Below are 15,306 nucleotides of genomic sequence, written 5' to 3' on the forward strand. Positions count from 1 at the left end.
CTAACTGAAGGGCAGCCAGGGGAACCTTCGGATGGATTACACCAAAATTATCAAAGAAATAGGCCGCGGCAAAAATCATGCGCGCGACCTGGATCAACAGACCGCTTTTCAACTGTATCAGGCGATGCTGGCCGGGGAGGTCCCCGAACTTGAGCTTGGCGGCATTCTGATCGCGCTGCGCATCAAGGGCGAAGCCGAAGAGGAGATGCTGGGGTTCTACCAGGCGATGCAGCAGCAGGTATTGTCGCTGCAGGCGCCGCAAGGGCGCCCGCTGCCGGTAGTGCTGCCGAGCTACAACGGCGCGCGCAAGCAGGCCAACCTGACGCCGCTGCTGGCGCTGCTGCTGGCGAAAGTGGGCCTGCCGGTGGTGGTGCACGGCGTCCTGGACGACAGCACCCGCGTGACCAGCGCCGAGATTTTCCGCGCTCTGGGGCTGCCGTGGTCGGAACAGGCCGCTCACGCCCAGCGGCGTCTCGATAACGGCGAGGCGGTATTCATGCCGGTTTCCACGCTGTCGGCGCCGTTGGCGCGGCAGCTCGGGCTGCGTTGGCGCATGGGGGTGCGCAACAGCGCCCATACGCTGGCCAAGCTGGCGACGCCGTTTGGCGAACAGGATGCGTTGCGCCTCGCCAGCGTCTCACATCCGGAGTATGTTGGCCGGGTGGCGTCGTTTTTCCGCCAGATCGGCGCCCGCGGGTTGCTGATGCACGGCACGGAAGGCGAGGCCTACGCCAACCCGCTGCGCTGCCCGCAAATTCACCACATCGTCGGCGGCGAACAGCAGGTGCTGCTGGAGCGCACCTTGCCGGATGAAACACCGGCATTGCCGGCGGCGAAAGACGCTGAAACCACCGCGCGCTGGACTGAACGCTGTCTGGCGGGCGAGGTGGCGATCCCGCAGGCCATCCAGCGGCAGGTCGCCTGTTGCCTGGTGGCCGCCGGCGAGAGCGAGACGCTGGAGCAGGGGCTGCAGCGTCTGCGTCAGGCCTAAGCGCGGCTATACTGGGATATTTCCTCATCGGCTGAGAAGGACGGTTATGCAACAGGCTCTCGATTACTTCAATCAATTGAACCAGGATTACCTCGACGTTCACCGCGCCAAAGAAGAGCTGTTCTGGCAAAACTACATGGGCACCGGCGGTGAAGACGTGTCGGCGCGCTTTTCCGCCGCGGAAAGCGCCTATAAGCGCTTCGTCGCCGAACCGCGCCGGCTGGCCGAGATCCGCAGCCTGCTGGCCGGATTGGAAGCGCTGCCGCAGGAGGCGCAGCGCGATGCGCTGATCCACGGCCTGCAAGGCTGGCTGCGTTTCTTCGACTGTAACGCCATTGAAGATCCGCAGGCGCAGGCGTTGTTGGATCAGATCATCCACGCCGAATCCGATCTCTACTCGCGCCGCAAGGGCTATCAGGTCACGCACCTGAACGCCGACGGGCGGCGGGTGGCGGCCTCGCTCGGCGAGCTGCTGACCAACCAGGCGACCAACCCGAACGAAGACTCTCGCCGCAGCTCGCAGCAGGCGCTGCGCGATCTGGAGCAATGGCTGCTGCATAACGGCCTGCCGGAGCTGATCGGCCTGCGCAACCGCTTTGCGCGCCAGATGGGTTATCGCAACTATTTCGACTACAAGGTGAACAAAACCGAGCGCATGACGCCGGAGCAGCTGTTCGCCATTCTGGATCGCTTCGAGCGGGAAACCCGCGCGGCCAACGCACGCAGCCTGCGGCAGCTGGCGGCCGACAAGGGCGACCAGGCGCTGGAGCCGTGGAACGTACGCTTCGCCAATGCCGGCGACGTTACCCGTCAACTGGATCCTTACTTCCCGTTTTCTCGTTCGCTGGAACGCTGGGTCGACAGCTTCAAACGTCTGCACATCGGTTTTGGCGGCGCCGAGATGAATCTCGATCTGCTGGTGCGCAAAGGCAAGTATGAGAACGGCTTTATGCACGGCCCGGTGCCGCCGTTTGTACGTCAGGGGGAATGGGTGCCGGCGCGCATCAACTTCACCAGCCTGGCGCAGCCGGGGCAGGTGGGCAGCGGGGCTTATGGGCTCAACACGCTGTTCCACGAGGGCGGCCATGCGGCGCACTTCGCCAACATTCGCCAGAATGCGCCGTGCTTCTCGCAGGAGTTCCCGCCGACCTCGATGGCCTATGCCGAAACCCAGTCGATGTTCTGCGACAGCCTGCTGGACGACGCCGACTGGCTGAAACGCTATGCGAAAAACGCCGCCGGCGAAGCGGTGCCCGATGCGCTGATCGAAGCCGGCATCGCGGCGCGCCAGCCGATGCGCGCGTTCAACGAGCGCCACATCCTGCTGGTGCCGTACTTCGAGTGGGCGCTGTACCAGTGGGATGACGAGCAACGCACGCCGGAAGCCATCACCGCACTGGCGCGCGAGGTCGAGCAAAAGATCCTCGGCATCAGCGGCAGCCCGCGCCCGACGCTGGCGATCCCGCACCTGCTGTCGCTGGAGTCCGCCTGTTCCTATCAGGGTTATCTGCTGGCGATGATGGCGGTGGAGCAAACCCGTCACTTCTTCCTGCAGCGCGACGGTTACCTGACGGACAACCCGGCCATCGGCCCGGATCTGGCGCAACACTACTGGTTGCCGGGCAACAGCGTCAGCCATGACGACACGCTGCGCAGCCTGACCGGCGAAGGGTTTAATCCGGACTATCTGGCGCAGGCCTGCAACCAGACGGTGGCGCAGGCGTGGCACGAGGCGCAGCAGACGATGGCCGCCGCGGCCAAGCGCCCGCAGCCGCCGGCAGATTTCGATTTGCAGGCGCACATCCGGGTGGTGGATGGCGAGACGGTATTGGCGGACAACGCTGAGGGTGACGAACGGATGTGCCGCGACTTCGCTGCGGCGATAGAGGCGCGCTTGGCTTAAGGCGGATAATAAAATCCACGCCGCGGCGTGGATTTTATTTAATGGCTAAACCGGACGCTATTTTATTCGAAATAGACGTCGGGATTATCGGCCAAAGACACGAAGCTCTTGGTGTTTCTATCCAGCGTGCGAATTTCGCCGCTTTCGATGTCGTACACCCAACCGTGCAGGCGCAGCCCGCTGTTGCGCAGACCCACCGCCACAGAAGGGTGGGTTTTGATATTATTTAGCTGAGCAATAACGTTCTCTTCGACCATAGCGTTAACTTTGTCTGTTTCGCTATTCCACGTTTTCTTTTCGACCACCGCTTTTGCCGCATCGGCATAGTGCAGCCAGTGAGCCACGGCAGGCATGGGATCGAGGCACTGGCAGGAGGCTATCGCTTTCATTGCGCCGCAGTTCGAGTGGCCACAAATCACGATATCGGTAACCCCCAACGCCACCACTGCATACTCGATGGTGGCAGACACGCCGCCCGGCTCCGGGCCGAAGGAAGGGACGATGTTGCCGGCGTTACGGATAACGAAAAGCTGCCCAGGTTCTTGCTGTGTGACCAGCTCGGGCACTAAACGGCTGTCAGAGCATGAGATAAACAGCGCTTTGGGATTTTGGCTGGAGGCAAGGCTGCGGAACAGTTCCTTGCGCTGCGGGAAAATCTCTTTCTGGAAACTGAGGAAACCTTCAATGATATGTTGCATACAACGTTCTCTGCATCTGTAGTCTACGTAACATGATAATCATCCTCTCCCGTTAGTCCAGCTATGGGCAGGTAAAAAAATGTGTGTGCAAGCCCCGCAAACCCCATTGAATACAGGGTTTCTGCCTGTTGGCGACAGAATTTTCCGGCTCGTTTACGCGTGGGGTGCTGACAAAGCGGACGGCAAAAAACTCGCTGTCTTACCCATTCAGCGCTAATGCACTTGAACATAAAAAAAGCCCGCCGGGGTGATAGCCGGCGGGCTTTTTGACGTCTGGGGCGGCGATTATTTGTAGATAACCGCGGTGGCGTGCATCAGGTTATTGCCGCTGGTGGAGGTGATGGTGAAAGCTTTGGCGCCCGCCGCATCGGCTTTGGCGGCCAACTGGGATTTCAGGCTGCTCAGGTCTGTTGCGCCGCTGGCGACGATCACGCCGGCTTTTTCGAATTGGGCGGCATCCTGCGCGCTGACGTGTTCAGCGGCGAAAGTGGTGAAAGAAACGGTAGCCAGAGCGATAGCAGCAGCAAAAGTTTTGATGGTTTTCATGTTCGTCATTCCTGTCAAAGCGGATTAGGGAGAAGGGAGTGCCTTTCGATGGGAAGATTATTGCGCAGGAGAAGACGTGATGAAATCGGAGAGTGTTGATAGTTTTGTTCAGATTTTTTGATTGTTAATCCCCCCGTTTACATCCGAGATAAACGGGGGGAGGCGATCAGCGCGTCGGGCGCGTCAGATCGAAACGGTGCTGCTCGGAAATGCCGTAGTAGGCGCTCGGGCCGCCGGCGCGCAGGATCGGTTCGGCGGCGGCGGTCTGGTAAACGCCGTGTTCATCCAGCAGCGCCGGATCGAGATGCACCGCCACCACTTCGCCCAACACCAGCCAGGTCTCCACCTGTTCCCCGGCGGCGGTTTGCAACTGAATGCATTGGGTCAGGCGGCATTCGAAGTTCACCGGGCTTTCGGCCACGCGCTCGGCTTTGACCCGGCGCCCGGGCAGCGGCGTGACGCCGGCGAAGGCGAATTCGTCCTCACCGCGCGGCAGGTTGATGGAACTGTTGTTCATCGCTTCCGCCAACGGGCGCGTCGCCAGGTTCCAGACGAACTCGCCGGTTTCCACGATATTCGCCACGCTGTCTTTCCAGCCGGTGCTGGCGAAACCGATGATGGGCGGGCGGTAGTTGAAGCAGTTGAAAAAGCTGTAGGGCGCCAGATTACGCAAGCCGGCGGCGCTGCGGGAAGAGATCCAGCCGATGGGGCGCGGGCCGACGATGGCGTTCAGCGGATCGTGCGGCAGGCCGTGGCCGGCGGCGGGTTCATAATAATAACGAGATTCACGGCTCATGGGGGCCCCTGTGGCAATCGATGAAGCTTTCATTGTGCCGGGTTTCCCGCCGCTGCGCCATTCCGGGCCGGATGTGTTATCTTACGCGCCGGAAATACCTTCAAGAGAGCCCGTCACGGTGGAAAAAAAGAAAACCTTCCCGCAGCAGAAAAGCGGCCTGCATCCGCGCAACCGTCATCGTTCGCGCTACGACTTCCCGGCGCTGATCGCCAGCTGCCCGGCGCTGGCGCCGTTCGTAAAACCGAACGCCTGGGGCGATGTCTCGGTGGACTTCGCCGATCCGGCGGCGGTGAAAATGCTCAACCGTGCGTTGCTGCAACACTTTTACGGCATCGAACACTGGGATATTCCGGCTGATTACCTGTGCCCGCCGATCCCCGGCCGCGTCGACTATCTGCACCACCTGGCGGATCTGCTGGCGACCAGCAACGGCGGCGAGATCCCGCGCGGCAAGGGCGTGGCGATCCTCGACGTCGGCGTCGGTGCCAACTGCATTTACCCGATCGTCGGCCTGCGCGAATACGGCTGGCGTTTCACCGGCTCCGAAATCGATCCGGTGTCGTTGAACGCAGCCAAAATGATCGTCGAGATGAACCCGACGCTGCGCAACAGCGTGCGTCTGCGGCTGCAAAAACAGCCTGAACTGATTTTTAGCGGCATCATCGGCGCGGCCGAGAAATTCGACGCCACTCTGTGCAACCCGCCGTTCCACGCGTCCGAGCAGGAAGCGCGCGCCAGCACCCGCCGCAAGCTGCATAAATTGGGCAAAGGGGAAGTGGCCGACAAGCCGGTGCAAAACTTCGGCGGCAAGAACAACGAGCTGTGGTGCGAAGGCGGCGAAGAAGCCTTTGTGCGCAAGATGGTGGAAGAGAGCGTCAGCAAGGCCAATAACTGCCTGTGGTTCACCTCGCTTATCTCGAAAAACACCACGTTGCCGGCCATCTACCATGCGCTGAAAGTGGCGGGGGCGGCCGAGGTGCGCACCATCGAGATGGCGCAAGGGCAGAAGATCAGCCGCTTCGTCGCCTGGACTTTCCATGACGCCGAGCAACAGGCCGCCTGGGCAGCCGAACGCTGGCGTTAATCTTCCCGGCGCCGGTTATCCTGCCGGCGCCGACAAAAATCCGCATTTTACCTTTCAATTTTCATCACTTACGTTATTCTCAATACAGTTATTCATAATAAAAATCTTAGGTTGTTGGTTTATTTAAATTCGAATAATTACTTTACTGAATAAATAAATTTAATCCGGTTAAGAGCAATAACCAGAAGGATCGGCGCTGCCCGCTCCTTCCGCGATGGCACGTCTGCGTGTGGGCGCGGCATGTGGCCAGACAAAATAAGAAAAGCGCGATCATCTGCCACAAGGACTACACCCTATGCTGTTACAATTCAGTCAGTTAACTACCCACAAAGGCGCCGAGCTGAGCGCGATAGAACACGCCGTTCCCATGATTGTATTCTCGCCCGACGGCACGGTATTACGCGCCAACGATCTCTTTCTCAGCACGCTCGGATTTCAACGCGATGATGTGATAGGCCGGCATCACCGTATTTTCTGCGATCCGAACTATGTCGCCAGCCCGTTATATCGCGAACATTGGGAGACGCTGAATAAAGGGCAACCCATCACGGACACGATAAAGCGCATCGCGAAAAACGGCGAGGCGGTGTGGCTGCAGGGCACCTATGCGCCGGTGCTGAATAAACAGGGTAAGGTGGTGGAAATCGTCAAGATCGCCAGCGAAGTGACCGAGCGAGTGACCCAGGCGCAGGAACACCGCAGCCTGCTGGCGGCGCTGAATCGCTCGATGGCGATGATTTCTTTCACGCCGCAGGGCGACATTGTCAGCGCCAACGACAATATGCTGGCGCTGATGGGCTATCGGCTGGAAGAAGCGTGCGGGCAGTCGCATGCGGTGCTGTGCCCACCGGCGTTCGCCGCTTCCGACGACTATCGGCGGCATTGGCAGCGCCTGGCGCGCGGCGAGTTCATCACCGGGCGTTTTGAGCGCGTCAACCGGCGCGGCGAACGGGTCTGGCTGGAGGCCAGCTATAACCCGATCCTCGACAACGACGGCCAGGTGGTGAAAGTGGTGAAGATCGCCCAGGACATCACCCGGCTGATGCAACAGCAGCAGCATGAAGAAGAGATGGTGCGCAACGCGCATCATCTGTCGCTCGATACCGACCGGCAGGCGGCGCAGGGCGCGGTCATCGTGCAGCAGGCGGTGAAGGGCATGCAGCAGGTCGAAGCGGCGGCGCGCGAAACGTCGGACGTGGTCACCGAGCTTGGCAAGTGCTCTCAGCAGATCGGCACCATCGTCGAAGCCATTCGTAAAATCGCCTCGCAAACCAATCTGCTGGCGATTAACGCCTCCATCGAAGCCGCCCACGCCGGTGAGCACGGGCGCGGTTTTGCGGTGGTGGCCAACGAGGTGCGCACGCTGGCGGAACAGTCGCGCAAGGCGGCGACCGAGATCGAACGCATGACCAAGTCTATCCAGCAAGGCGTGGCGGCGGCGATCGCCGGCATGGCGACCTGCGTGGAACAGGCCGGCGGCGGTGTGGCATTGACCCATGACGCCGGAGAAGTGATCAACCAGGTCAACATCGGCATGCATGACGTCGTGAAACTGATGCAGGCGTTTACGTCGGTGAAGCAGGGCGACGCGCTGCACTGAGTTTGCCGGGCGCCGCCCCTGAAAGCGGGGCGGCGCTTGTCTCTTCCCACCGATCTCTGCACCGTTGAGCCGCGGTTCAATTTTACCGGTCTATGCTAGACTTGAAAGTGAACGAACGTTCGTTCATTTTTTTGTATCAATTTACGGCGCCCAGCGCCCTCATTGCTTCGGGAGCTGCCGATGGGAAACCGAGAAAAGATTGTCGACGCTGCGCTGCACAGCTTTACCCATAAGGGATTTCACCAGACCAGCATGCGGGATATCGCCCAGGCGGCGGGCGTCAGCGTGGGCAACCTCTATAACCATTTTTCCGGCAAGGAGGCGCTGATCGGCGAGATCGCGCTGCTGGAAAACGGCGTATTCGCCGAGTTCGCCGCCGCATTGCGGGCCGAGAAAAAGCGGCCGAAACAGGCGCTGTCGGCCTTTTTCACCGCCTATCACGCTTTTGTCGCCGAACCGGACAATGTGCAACTGTCGGCGGAGATTGTGGCTGAAGTGGCGCGTAACCCGGCATTGGCCGAGCCGTTCAGCGCCAACCAGCGGCAGTTGATTGAGGCGCTGGCGACGACGATCGCTGAGGCTCAGCAAATCGGCGAGATCGCGCCGGCGATAGCGCCCTTGCCGCTCGCGCAGCTGGTGCTGGACGTGATCGAAAGCCAGGCTTGGCGGCAGGCGATCTTCGCGTCGCCTTCGCCGGAGGCGATCACGCCGGTGCGGCTGTTGGAACAGCTGCTCTACCGCCAACCCTAGTCGAGGTTGATATGTTGCACATTGAGCCTTATCGCGACGCTGACCGCCTGCAAACGGCGGCGTTGATCTACGCCGCGTTCTGCGACAAATTCCAGCGCGCGCGCAGTCTGAGCGCCCGCCTTCAGTGGCGTCTGTTCTATCGGCTGTGGCGTTGGCGGCAAAGCGGCAGCCGGGAGCGCAGCTTCGTGGTGAAACAGGATGAACAGGTGGTGGCGGTCTTTGCCCTGAATGCCATCGATGGCGAGAACCGCGCTGGGCCACGTCCGCGCGCCTTGCCGATTTGGCGGCTGTGTCGCCGCTATGGCTGGCTGAACGTTTGGCGTATGTATCTGCAAATTGCGGTGTTGCAGCACACCCCGGCGGCCGATGAGCTGTATCTTTCCTACCTGGCGGTGGCCGAGAGTCAGCGCGGCAAAGGGGTGGGCAGGCGACTGCTGCAGTGGATGAACGACTACGCCGCCGAACAAGGCGCAGGCCGGCGCCTGAGCCTGCACGTCAGCCGGCGCAACGTGGATGCGCAGCGCCTGTATCGGCGCTGCGGTTTTCAGGTGCGGCGCGAAGAACATTACGCCTCGCTGGGCTTGTTGTTCGGCCAGGCCGATTGGGTGTTGATGGAGAAACGCAGCGGGGAGGCGACGTGCGCAGAATAGGGCTGTGTCTCGTGGCGCTGCTCTTGCCGGTGCTCGGCTGGGTGATTTACGTCAACGACTTTCGCTTTGTCACCGAACCGGTCGTGGTGACCGCCGGTGGCAATCGGCTGACCGGCACGCTGGTGCTGCCGGAGCATGCGCCGGTGAAGCCCGGCGTCGTGGTGTTCGTGCACGGCGATGGACCGGCCAACGCCAGCCGCGACGAAGGCTATTACGGCATTTGGGAGACGATGGCGCAGCAGGGCTATGCGGTTTTATCCTTCGATAAGCCGGGCGTGGGCGGCTCCGGCGGCAACTGGCTGCATCAGACCATGGCGGATCGCGCGCGGGAAACCGTCGATATCATCGACTGGGCCCGGCGGGACGGGCGCTTCGATGCGCGCTGCGTGGGGCTGTGGGGCTCCAGTCAGGCGGGGTGGGTAATGCCGGAGGTGGCGCGTTTGCGCCCCGACATCGCGTTTACGCTGGCGGTGGCGCCGGCGATCAACTGGCTGCGGCAGGGGCGCTACAACACTCGGGCGGCGATGGCGGCGGCAGGGGACGATGAAGCGTCGATCGCCGCGCGCGAGGCGCACTGGCGCCACATCCAAACGCTGCTCGAACAGCCGGACGGCTACGAACAGTACCGCCGTGAGTCTGGCGCCGCCGCTGCATTGAGCGCCGACCGCTGGCGCTTTATTCGCGCCAACATGGCCAGCGACGCGACGGCGGGATTGCGGCATTTCGCCACGCCGGTGCACCTGATCCTGGGCGGGCGCGACGTCAACGTGGACGCGGACGAAACCGAGCGCGTGTATCGGCAAACGATCCCGGCCTCGCTGCTGACGGTGACGCGCATCGACGAGGCCGATCATGTGATGGTCAAGCCGCTGTTCGCGCGCCATCCGTGGCTGATCAACGTGGTGGGCCTGTTTGCCCCGCGCTCGGTGCAATACGACGCCTACCGGCAGGACGTGGCGGCCTTCTTGGCCGCTCAGCCCTGCGGGCGCGGGCGCTAACCTCAGATCGCCGCGGGCGGCGCCTGCTCGTCATGCGGCTGCGGCGCGCGGGAAATCTGCATCGCCTGCTGCGGCATGCCGATGCCGGCCCGATCGAAATGGATTTTCACCAGCCGGTCGAGGGCGTATTGCACCACCCACTGTTTCAGCGCCTGCGTGCGCACCGTCACGCGGGTGGTGAACGAACGATCGCCCAGCGCTACCACGCCGTTGAAGACCGGCTCGCCAATCAGGAAATGCTTCACCTGTTCATCCTGCTTCAACGCCGCGATGGCCTGATGCAGCACCTCATTGACCCGATCGATGTCCTCGTCGCGGCTGACGGTATAATTGGCGCGATACACCCCGAACTCACGCGCATAGTTGGCCAGCGTGGTGATCGAAGAGTACGGCACGATGTGATAGACGCCGTAGTCGTCGCGCAGGCCGATCGAGCGGATGGTCATGCGCTCCACGGTGCCGGTGATGCCGCTGACGGTGACGTATTCGCCGGTGTTCATGCCGTTTTCGAACTGGATGAACACGCCGGTGATCACGTCTTTCACCAGCGTCTGGGCACCGAAGCTGATGGCCAGCCCCAGCGCGCCGGCGCCCGCCAGCAGCGGCGCGATGTTCAGTCCGACCTGCGACAGCACGATCATCACGGTGATGGTGCTGATAACGATAGCCAACACGTTGCGAAACAGCGTCAGCAGCGTGCGTTCGCGCGCGCTCGGCCGCACGCCGTTGCTCAGCTCCAGCGCCAGGCGGTGCTCGATGATGCTGGCCATCAGCGTCCAGCTAAACACGGCGATCAGCAGGATCAGCAGAATATGCACCAGCCCGCCGAGCGTCCGCTGGCCATTTTCGCTGCCCGCCCATTGATACAGGTTGATCAGATGCCACGCATCAAGCAGAAACAGCGTCACTGCCAGCACCACCATCACCCGCAGTATCTTCAACCCGTTGGGGATGTAAGAGTTGATGCGCCGCTCGAGCATCGGATAGCGCAAATTGACGTCGGTCGGTAGCGAAATGCGGCGGAAAATCCAGCGGGTCAGCATGCCGGACAGCAGAGCGCCGACACCGACCACCAGCAGGCTTTTTACCGTGGCGCTCATCATAAAGCGCAGGCTGTTGCCGATGTCGAACTGGGACAGCACGAACAGCACCAGAAAATAGGCGATCGCCAGCAGGTGCCAGACATGCCCCAGCCCGCGCAGGATCACGCTGAAAAACGCCATCGACCGTTCGGCCAGCAGGTTGATCTGTTGCTGTATCGGTTTGCGGTTGTGCAGGATCAGCCAAATGGCGTATAGCGTCAGCGCCAGCATTACCACCAGGTTGACGGCGGCGGCGGCCGAATAGCTGACCTGCACCGCCACCACCGGCACCACCACCATCAGGCCATAGCCGATCAGGCCGCTGAGCCAGGCGAGGCGGGTGTTCCAATAGCGTGCGCTCCGATCGCTGAAGGGGAACGGGCGCAGATAGTCGAAGCTGGGGGCGAAAATCAGCCGCAGCACCGCCTTGAAAAATTCAATGACCGCGAAGGCGCTGAGAAACAGGGTCTGCAGCCGCAGGATGGTGGCGCTGTCGGCGTGGACGTGGCGGGCAAACAGGTTGCCTGCCGCCAGCGCCAGCAGCAGCACCAGCAGATCGATGGCGAAAGCGCCGAGAATGGCGGCGGGGCGCTTATACCACGGGCCGCGCTGCAGCCTGGCGTTGTGCCCCCAACTGCCCATGCGCTTGTACAGCGGCGCGATCAGCCGGCGGATCAGGTGGAACAGCGCAAAGGTGACCGCCACCGTCAGCAGAAAGTAGCCCAGCGCGCGGAAAAAGCCGGCGGGATTGAAAACGCGCTTCGGGCCGGAATCGATCAGCTTTTGCAGCGCGCCGAGCTTCTGGTTAAAGGTGCCGATGCCTTCCTGCGCCAGCGAGTTCAGGCTGTCGCTCAGCGTAGCGGGCGTCGATTCCTCCGGCGTTGCCGGCGCGGCGGCCGCAGCGTCGCCGGCGGTCTGTTTCAGGTGGTCGATGAGTTCCGCGCGCGCTTGGTCGTCTTGCAGCAGATCGGCCAGCGCGGCGTAGGCGGCTTTCTGCTGCTCGCTCTTGTCGGCGGGCGCAGGCGGCGCGTTTTGCGCCAGCGCCGGTGGTGCGAAGACGCTCAGGGTCAACAGCAGCAGGAAAAGCAGGTGTTCTCGCAGATGAGAACCTCGTCGGGAGTCTGCGTTTGGCGGCATGGTTCCTCTCTTTGGCGTTCTGTGATCGGCGGATGTCAGAGCAATACGATGAAAAACAATCAATATAGTAGGAAAGGAAACGCGATGGGGCGTGGGAGAGCGTGCGGAATGAAAGCGGCGGGCGCGTGGCGCGCCCGCCGTTAAACCGCCAGGATCAGGAAACGTGCTGCAGGAATTCCTGCAGACGCGGGCTCGGCGGATGGTTGATCAGATCGTGCGGGTTGCCGTCTTCGGCAATCCGGCCCTTGTCGATAAAGATCAGGCGCGACGCCACTTTTTCGGCAAAGCCGACTTCGTGGGTGACGATAACCATCGTCATGCCTTCCTCGGCCAGGTCTTGCATCACCTTAAGCACTTCGTGGCGCAGCTCCGGATCGAGCGCGGAGGTCGGCTCGTCGAACAGCATCATTTTCGGCTTCACCGCCAGCGCGCGCGCGATCGCCACGCGCTGCTGCTGGCCGCCCGACAGTTCGGACGGGTAGTGGTGGGCGCGCTCCGCCAGACCGACCTTGGCCAGCAGCTCGCGCGCCAGCTTTTCCGCATCGGACTTCTTCGCGCCGCGCACGCGGATCGGGCCGAAGGCGACGTTTTCCAGCGCCGTCAGGTGCGGGAACAGGTAGAACTGCTGGAATACCATGCCGGCTTCCTGGCGGATCAACCGATCGTCTACTTTCGGATCGTTGGCTTTCAGGCCATCGACGATCAGATCGCCGCTGGTCACCTCTTCCAGCTTGTTGATGCAGCGCAGCAGGGTGGATTTGCCGGAGCCGGACGGCCCGATGATCACCACCACTTCGCCTTTGTCGATCTTCAAATCGATGTTGTGCAGCACCTGGGTTTGGCCAAAATGCTTGGAGACGTTTTTAAATTCAATCACAGGATTTTCATCCTTCTTTCCAGACGACGCAGCACGAAGCTCAGCACCAGAGTAATAATCAGGTAGATAACCGCCACGGCGCTCCAGATTTCCAGCGCGCGGAAGTTACCGGCAATAATTTCCTGACCCTGACGGGTCAGCTCCGCCACGCCGATCACGATGAACAGCGAGGTATCTTTGATGCTGATGATCCACTGGTTGCCCAGCGGCGGCAGCATGCGGCGCAGCGCCAGCGGCATAATGACGTAGCGGATGGTTTCGCGGCGCGACAGGCCGAGCGCCAGCCCGGCTTCGCGGAAACCGTTATGGATAGACAGCACCGCGCCGCGGGTGATTTCCGCGATGTAGGCGCCGGAGTTGATCATGATGGTCACCACCGCCGCGGTGAACGGATCGATGCGCAAATCGGTGAACGCCATCGGCAGGGCGAAGTAGATGAACATCACCTGCACCACGATCGGCGTGCCGCGGATCACTTCGATAAACACCAACGCGATGTGGTTGGCGATCCATCCGCCGTAGGTGCGGGCAAAGCCGGCGACGAGGCCGATGATCAGGCCGCCAATCAGACCGAGGACCGAAATCCACAGGGTCATTTTGGCGCCCTCTAACAAGATAGGAATGGCGGGCCAGATGGCGCTCCAGTCGAACTGCATGATATTTCTCCCGGTGATCCCAAACGTGGGTATCAGATACAACGAAGCGCAGGGGGTTAAGCGACCCCCTGTGCTTAAGTTAATAGCGTGCCAAGTTCACCGCTTACTTAGGTTCGGTGCCGAACCACTTCTTGTAGATTTCGTTATAGGTGCCGTTCTCGCGCAGGGTTTTCAGCGCGCCGTTCACCTTCTCGCGCAGCTCGTCGCTGCCTTTAGGGAAGGCGATGCCATACTGCTGCGCTTCCAGCGAATCGCCGACGGTTTTGAACTTGCCGGCGCCGGCCGTCTTGATGAAGTATAAGATGTTTGGCGTGTCGTGCAGCACCGCGTCGGCGCGCTTGGTGCCCAGTTCCATATAGGCGTTGTCAATGTTCGGGAACTGACGCAGATCCTTGGTTTTGATGTGCTGCTTGGCGTAATCCACCGAGCCGGTGCCGCTTTTGACCGCCACCACTTTACCGTTCAGATCGTCGATGCCTTTCACGCTGTTGTTGTCGGCATTGACCATGACCAGCAGGCCGCTTTTGTAGTAACCGTCTGAGAAGTCGATGGCTTTCTTGCGCTCATCGGTGATGGTGATGCCGGCCAGCGCCAGATCGACGTTTTTGGTCTGCAGCGCCGGAATGATGCCGCCGAAGTCCATCGGTTTCAGGGTGTAGTCCAGCTTCAGCTCTTTGGCGACGGCGGCCCACAGGTCGATGTCGAAGCCGACGTATTTGTCGCCTTGCTTGAACTCAAAAGGAACGAAAGCGGTGTCGGTGGCGACCACCAGTTTGTCTGCTGCGTGGGAACTTACGGCAAAGGCCAGGGAGAGTGCGGCCAGGGAGACTTTAAAAATCGACTTCATGAGAGGAATTCCTGTACAGGTTGCGGATTACCCATTTTTTATATTGCAGTTGGTGCCATGAAAAAATCGTGCCATGTTTTCAACTAATATAAAAACAAAGAGTTACTGCGTGATGTTGTGCCGTGATGGCGAATAGTTATGGTTATGCACCACAATGAGGCACCGAAATGGTGCGTAAGAATTATCTTGGTGCACGGGGCTATCATTAACCAAATTTTGGCTGTGAAACAACCGTTCTTTAACGTTTTTGCTTCAATATTGATAACTAACTCTAACTTTCATGATCCATTGACGGTGCAAGCGTGACTGCGAGAGGGGGAAAAAGGGGAGCAGATAATGCTAGCGCAACTGGCTGTCTTTGCTGCCGCGCCGGTTGTACAGGCTGCTGGCCGCGTGTTTTTTGTCTTGTTCGGCCTGGCAGGTGACACAAAAACGCACCCCCTTCAGCGCCTTGCGGCGCGCCTCGGGGATCGGTTCTCCACATTCCTGGCAATAGCGCTCGCTCTCGCCATGCCCGAGCGCATCACGCGCACGCTGCACCGCATCGTCGACGGTAGAATCAATCTGATCTTGTACGGCGCCGTCCGCCGCCCAGCCGCTGGCCATCATGACCTCCTGACAAGGGAAACCTACCGTTTAATATGGGCCGTTTTTTGCACAATTCAACGGCCGCGCAAAAGAAAACAGGCCG

15 protein-coding genes are annotated in these 15,306 nt (G+C 60.9%); 7 read left to right on the plus strand and 8 right to left on the minus strand.

What is annotated here, in order from left to right; genetic code table 11:
• Nucleotides 1-31: 31 nt before the first annotated feature.
• Nucleotides 32-991, plus strand: a complete 960-nt coding sequence (gene ybiB, locus ACJ8J1_RS13250; RefSeq protein WP_033642380.1) for a DNA-binding protein YbiB — start codon at nucleotides 32-34, stop codon at nucleotides 989-991.
• 46 nt (nucleotides 992-1,037) lie between these two features.
• Nucleotides 1,038-2,894, plus strand: coding sequence for a M3 family metallopeptidase (locus tag ACJ8J1_RS13255; protein ID WP_442520348.1), 1,857 nt, complete (start codon nucleotides 1,038-1,040; stop codon nucleotides 2,892-2,894).
• 62 nt (nucleotides 2,895-2,956) lie between these two features.
• Here the strand turns inward: ACJ8J1_RS13255 and ACJ8J1_RS13260 are convergent, their stop codons facing one another.
• The 3 genes from ACJ8J1_RS13260 to ACJ8J1_RS13270 form a co-directional block, all read right to left on the minus strand.
• Nucleotides 2,957-3,592 (minus strand): carbonic anhydrase, encoded by a 636-nt coding sequence (locus ACJ8J1_RS13260; RefSeq protein WP_004939270.1) that lies wholly within the window; start codon nucleotides 3,590-3,592, stop codon nucleotides 2,957-2,959.
• Between the two features lie 285 nt (nucleotides 3,593-3,877).
• The gene (gene bhsA / locus ACJ8J1_RS13265) at nucleotides 3,878-4,138 is read right to left on the minus strand and encodes a multiple stress resistance protein BhsA (RefSeq protein WP_015377148.1); all 261 of its coding nucleotides are present in this window, start codon (nucleotides 4,136-4,138) and stop codon (nucleotides 3,878-3,880) included.
• Nucleotides 4,139-4,304: 166 nt separating this feature from the next.
• Nucleotides 4,305-4,934, minus strand: a complete 630-nt coding sequence (locus ACJ8J1_RS13270; protein ID WP_033642382.1) for a flavin reductase family protein — start codon at nucleotides 4,932-4,934, stop codon at nucleotides 4,305-4,307.
• A gap of 118 nt (nucleotides 4,935-5,052) precedes the next feature.
• Between ACJ8J1_RS13270 and rlmF the strand changes: the two genes are divergently transcribed.
• The 5 genes from rlmF to ACJ8J1_RS13295 all read left to right on the plus strand — a co-directional run bounded on the left by rlmF (nucleotide 5,053) and on the right by ACJ8J1_RS13295 (nucleotide 10,016).
• The gene (rlmF, locus tag ACJ8J1_RS13275) at nucleotides 5,053-6,018 is read left to right on the plus strand and encodes a 23S rRNA (adenine(1618)-N(6))-methyltransferase RlmF (protein WP_181006754.1); all 966 of its coding nucleotides are present in this window, start codon (nucleotides 5,053-5,055) and stop codon (nucleotides 6,016-6,018) included.
• A 295-nt stretch (nucleotides 6,019-6,313) separates the two neighbouring features.
• Nucleotides 6,314-7,618, plus strand: coding sequence for a methyl-accepting chemotaxis protein (locus ACJ8J1_RS13280; RefSeq protein WP_033642383.1), 1,305 nt, complete (start codon nucleotides 6,314-6,316; stop codon nucleotides 7,616-7,618).
• A gap of 180 nt (nucleotides 7,619-7,798) precedes the next feature.
• Nucleotides 7,799-8,368, plus strand: a complete 570-nt coding sequence (locus ACJ8J1_RS13285) for a TetR/AcrR family transcriptional regulator (protein WP_033642384.1) — start codon at nucleotides 7,799-7,801, stop codon at nucleotides 8,366-8,368.
• Between the two features lie 11 nt (nucleotides 8,369-8,379).
• Complete coding sequence (locus tag ACJ8J1_RS13290) at nucleotides 8,380-9,018, plus strand: GNAT family N-acetyltransferase (protein WP_033642385.1); 639 nt, start codon at nucleotides 8,380-8,382, stop codon at nucleotides 9,016-9,018.
• Nucleotides 9,006-10,016, plus strand: coding sequence for an alpha/beta hydrolase family protein (locus tag ACJ8J1_RS13295; RefSeq protein ID WP_033642386.1), 1,011 nt, complete (start codon nucleotides 9,006-9,008; stop codon nucleotides 10,014-10,016). Before ACJ8J1_RS13290 ends, ACJ8J1_RS13295 begins: the two co-directional genes overlap by 13 nt.
• 2 nt (nucleotides 10,017-10,018) lie before the next feature.
• Here the strand turns inward: ACJ8J1_RS13295 and ybiO are convergent, their stop codons facing one another.
• The 5 genes from ybiO to ACJ8J1_RS13320 form a co-directional block, all read right to left on the minus strand.
• Entirely contained in the window at nucleotides 10,019-12,235 is a 2,217-nt protein-coding gene (gene ybiO, locus ACJ8J1_RS13300; protein WP_033642387.1) for a mechanosensitive channel protein, read from the minus strand.
• A 154-nt stretch (nucleotides 12,236-12,389) separates the two neighbouring features.
• Nucleotides 12,390-13,112: a glutamine ABC transporter ATP-binding protein GlnQ gene (glnQ, locus tag ACJ8J1_RS13305; RefSeq protein WP_004939230.1), complete on the minus strand. Its 723-nt coding sequence runs from the start codon at nucleotides 13,110-13,112 to the stop codon at nucleotides 12,390-12,392.
• Complete coding sequence (gene glnP, locus ACJ8J1_RS13310; protein ID WP_004939229.1) at nucleotides 13,109-13,768, minus strand: glutamine ABC transporter permease GlnP; 660 nt, start codon at nucleotides 13,766-13,768, stop codon at nucleotides 13,109-13,111. The genes glnQ and glnP overlap by 4 nt, the downstream gene beginning before the upstream one ends.
• 103 nt (nucleotides 13,769-13,871) lie before the next feature.
• Entirely contained in the window at nucleotides 13,872-14,615 is a 744-nt protein-coding gene (glnH, locus tag ACJ8J1_RS13315) for a glutamine ABC transporter substrate-binding protein GlnH (protein ID WP_033642388.1), read from the minus strand.
• Nucleotides 14,616-14,954: 339 nt separating this feature from the next.
• Nucleotides 14,955-15,221, minus strand: coding sequence for a DksA/TraR family C4-type zinc finger protein (locus ACJ8J1_RS13320; RefSeq protein ID WP_033642389.1), 267 nt, complete (start codon nucleotides 15,219-15,221; stop codon nucleotides 14,955-14,957).
• Nucleotides 15,222-15,306 lie beyond the last annotated feature (85 nt).

The sequence above is a fragment of the Serratia sp. CY37869 genome (genome assembly GCF_052168895.1).
Lineage (GTDB): Bacteria > Pseudomonadota > Gammaproteobacteria > Enterobacterales > Enterobacteriaceae > Serratia > Serratia ureilytica.

Excerpts from the sequence above, each read along its gene's own strand:
- ybiB (WP_033642380.1), top strand. The coding sequence starts at position 32 with ATGGATTACACCAAAATTATCAAAGAAATAGGCCGCGGCAAAAATCAT.
- glnH (WP_033642388.1), bottom strand. The coding sequence starts at position 14,615 with ATGAAGTCGATTTTTAAAGTCTCCCTGGCCGCACTCTCCCTGGCCTTT.
- ybiO (WP_033642387.1), bottom strand. The coding sequence starts at position 12,235 with ATGCCGCCAAACGCAGACTCCCGACGAGGTTCTCATCTGCGAGAACAC.
- ACJ8J1_RS13290 (WP_033642385.1), top strand. The coding sequence starts at position 8,380 with ATGTTGCACATTGAGCCTTATCGCGACGCTGACCGCCTGCAAACGGCG.
- ACJ8J1_RS13260 (WP_004939270.1), bottom strand. The coding sequence starts at position 3,592 with ATGCAACATATCATTGAAGGTTTCCTCAGTTTCCAGAAAGAGATTTTC.
- ACJ8J1_RS13280 (WP_033642383.1), top strand. The coding sequence starts at position 6,314 with ATGCTGTTACAATTCAGTCAGTTAACTACCCACAAAGGCGCCGAGCTG.
- ACJ8J1_RS13255 (WP_442520348.1), top strand. The coding sequence starts at position 1,038 with ATGCAACAGGCTCTCGATTACTTCAATCAATTGAACCAGGATTACCTC.
- bhsA (WP_015377148.1), bottom strand. The coding sequence starts at position 4,138 with ATGAAAACCATCAAAACTTTTGCTGCTGCTATCGCTCTGGCTACCGTT.
- glnP (WP_004939229.1), bottom strand. The coding sequence starts at position 13,768 with ATGCAGTTCGACTGGAGCGCCATCTGGCCCGCCATTCCTATCTTGTTA.
- ACJ8J1_RS13270 (WP_033642382.1), bottom strand. The coding sequence starts at position 4,934 with ATGAGCCGTGAATCTCGTTATTATTATGAACCCGCCGCCGGCCACGGC.
- ACJ8J1_RS13320 (WP_033642389.1), bottom strand. The coding sequence starts at position 15,221 with ATGGCCAGCGGCTGGGCGGCGGACGGCGCCGTACAAGATCAGATTGAT.
- ACJ8J1_RS13285 (WP_033642384.1), top strand. The coding sequence starts at position 7,799 with ATGGGAAACCGAGAAAAGATTGTCGACGCTGCGCTGCACAGCTTTACC.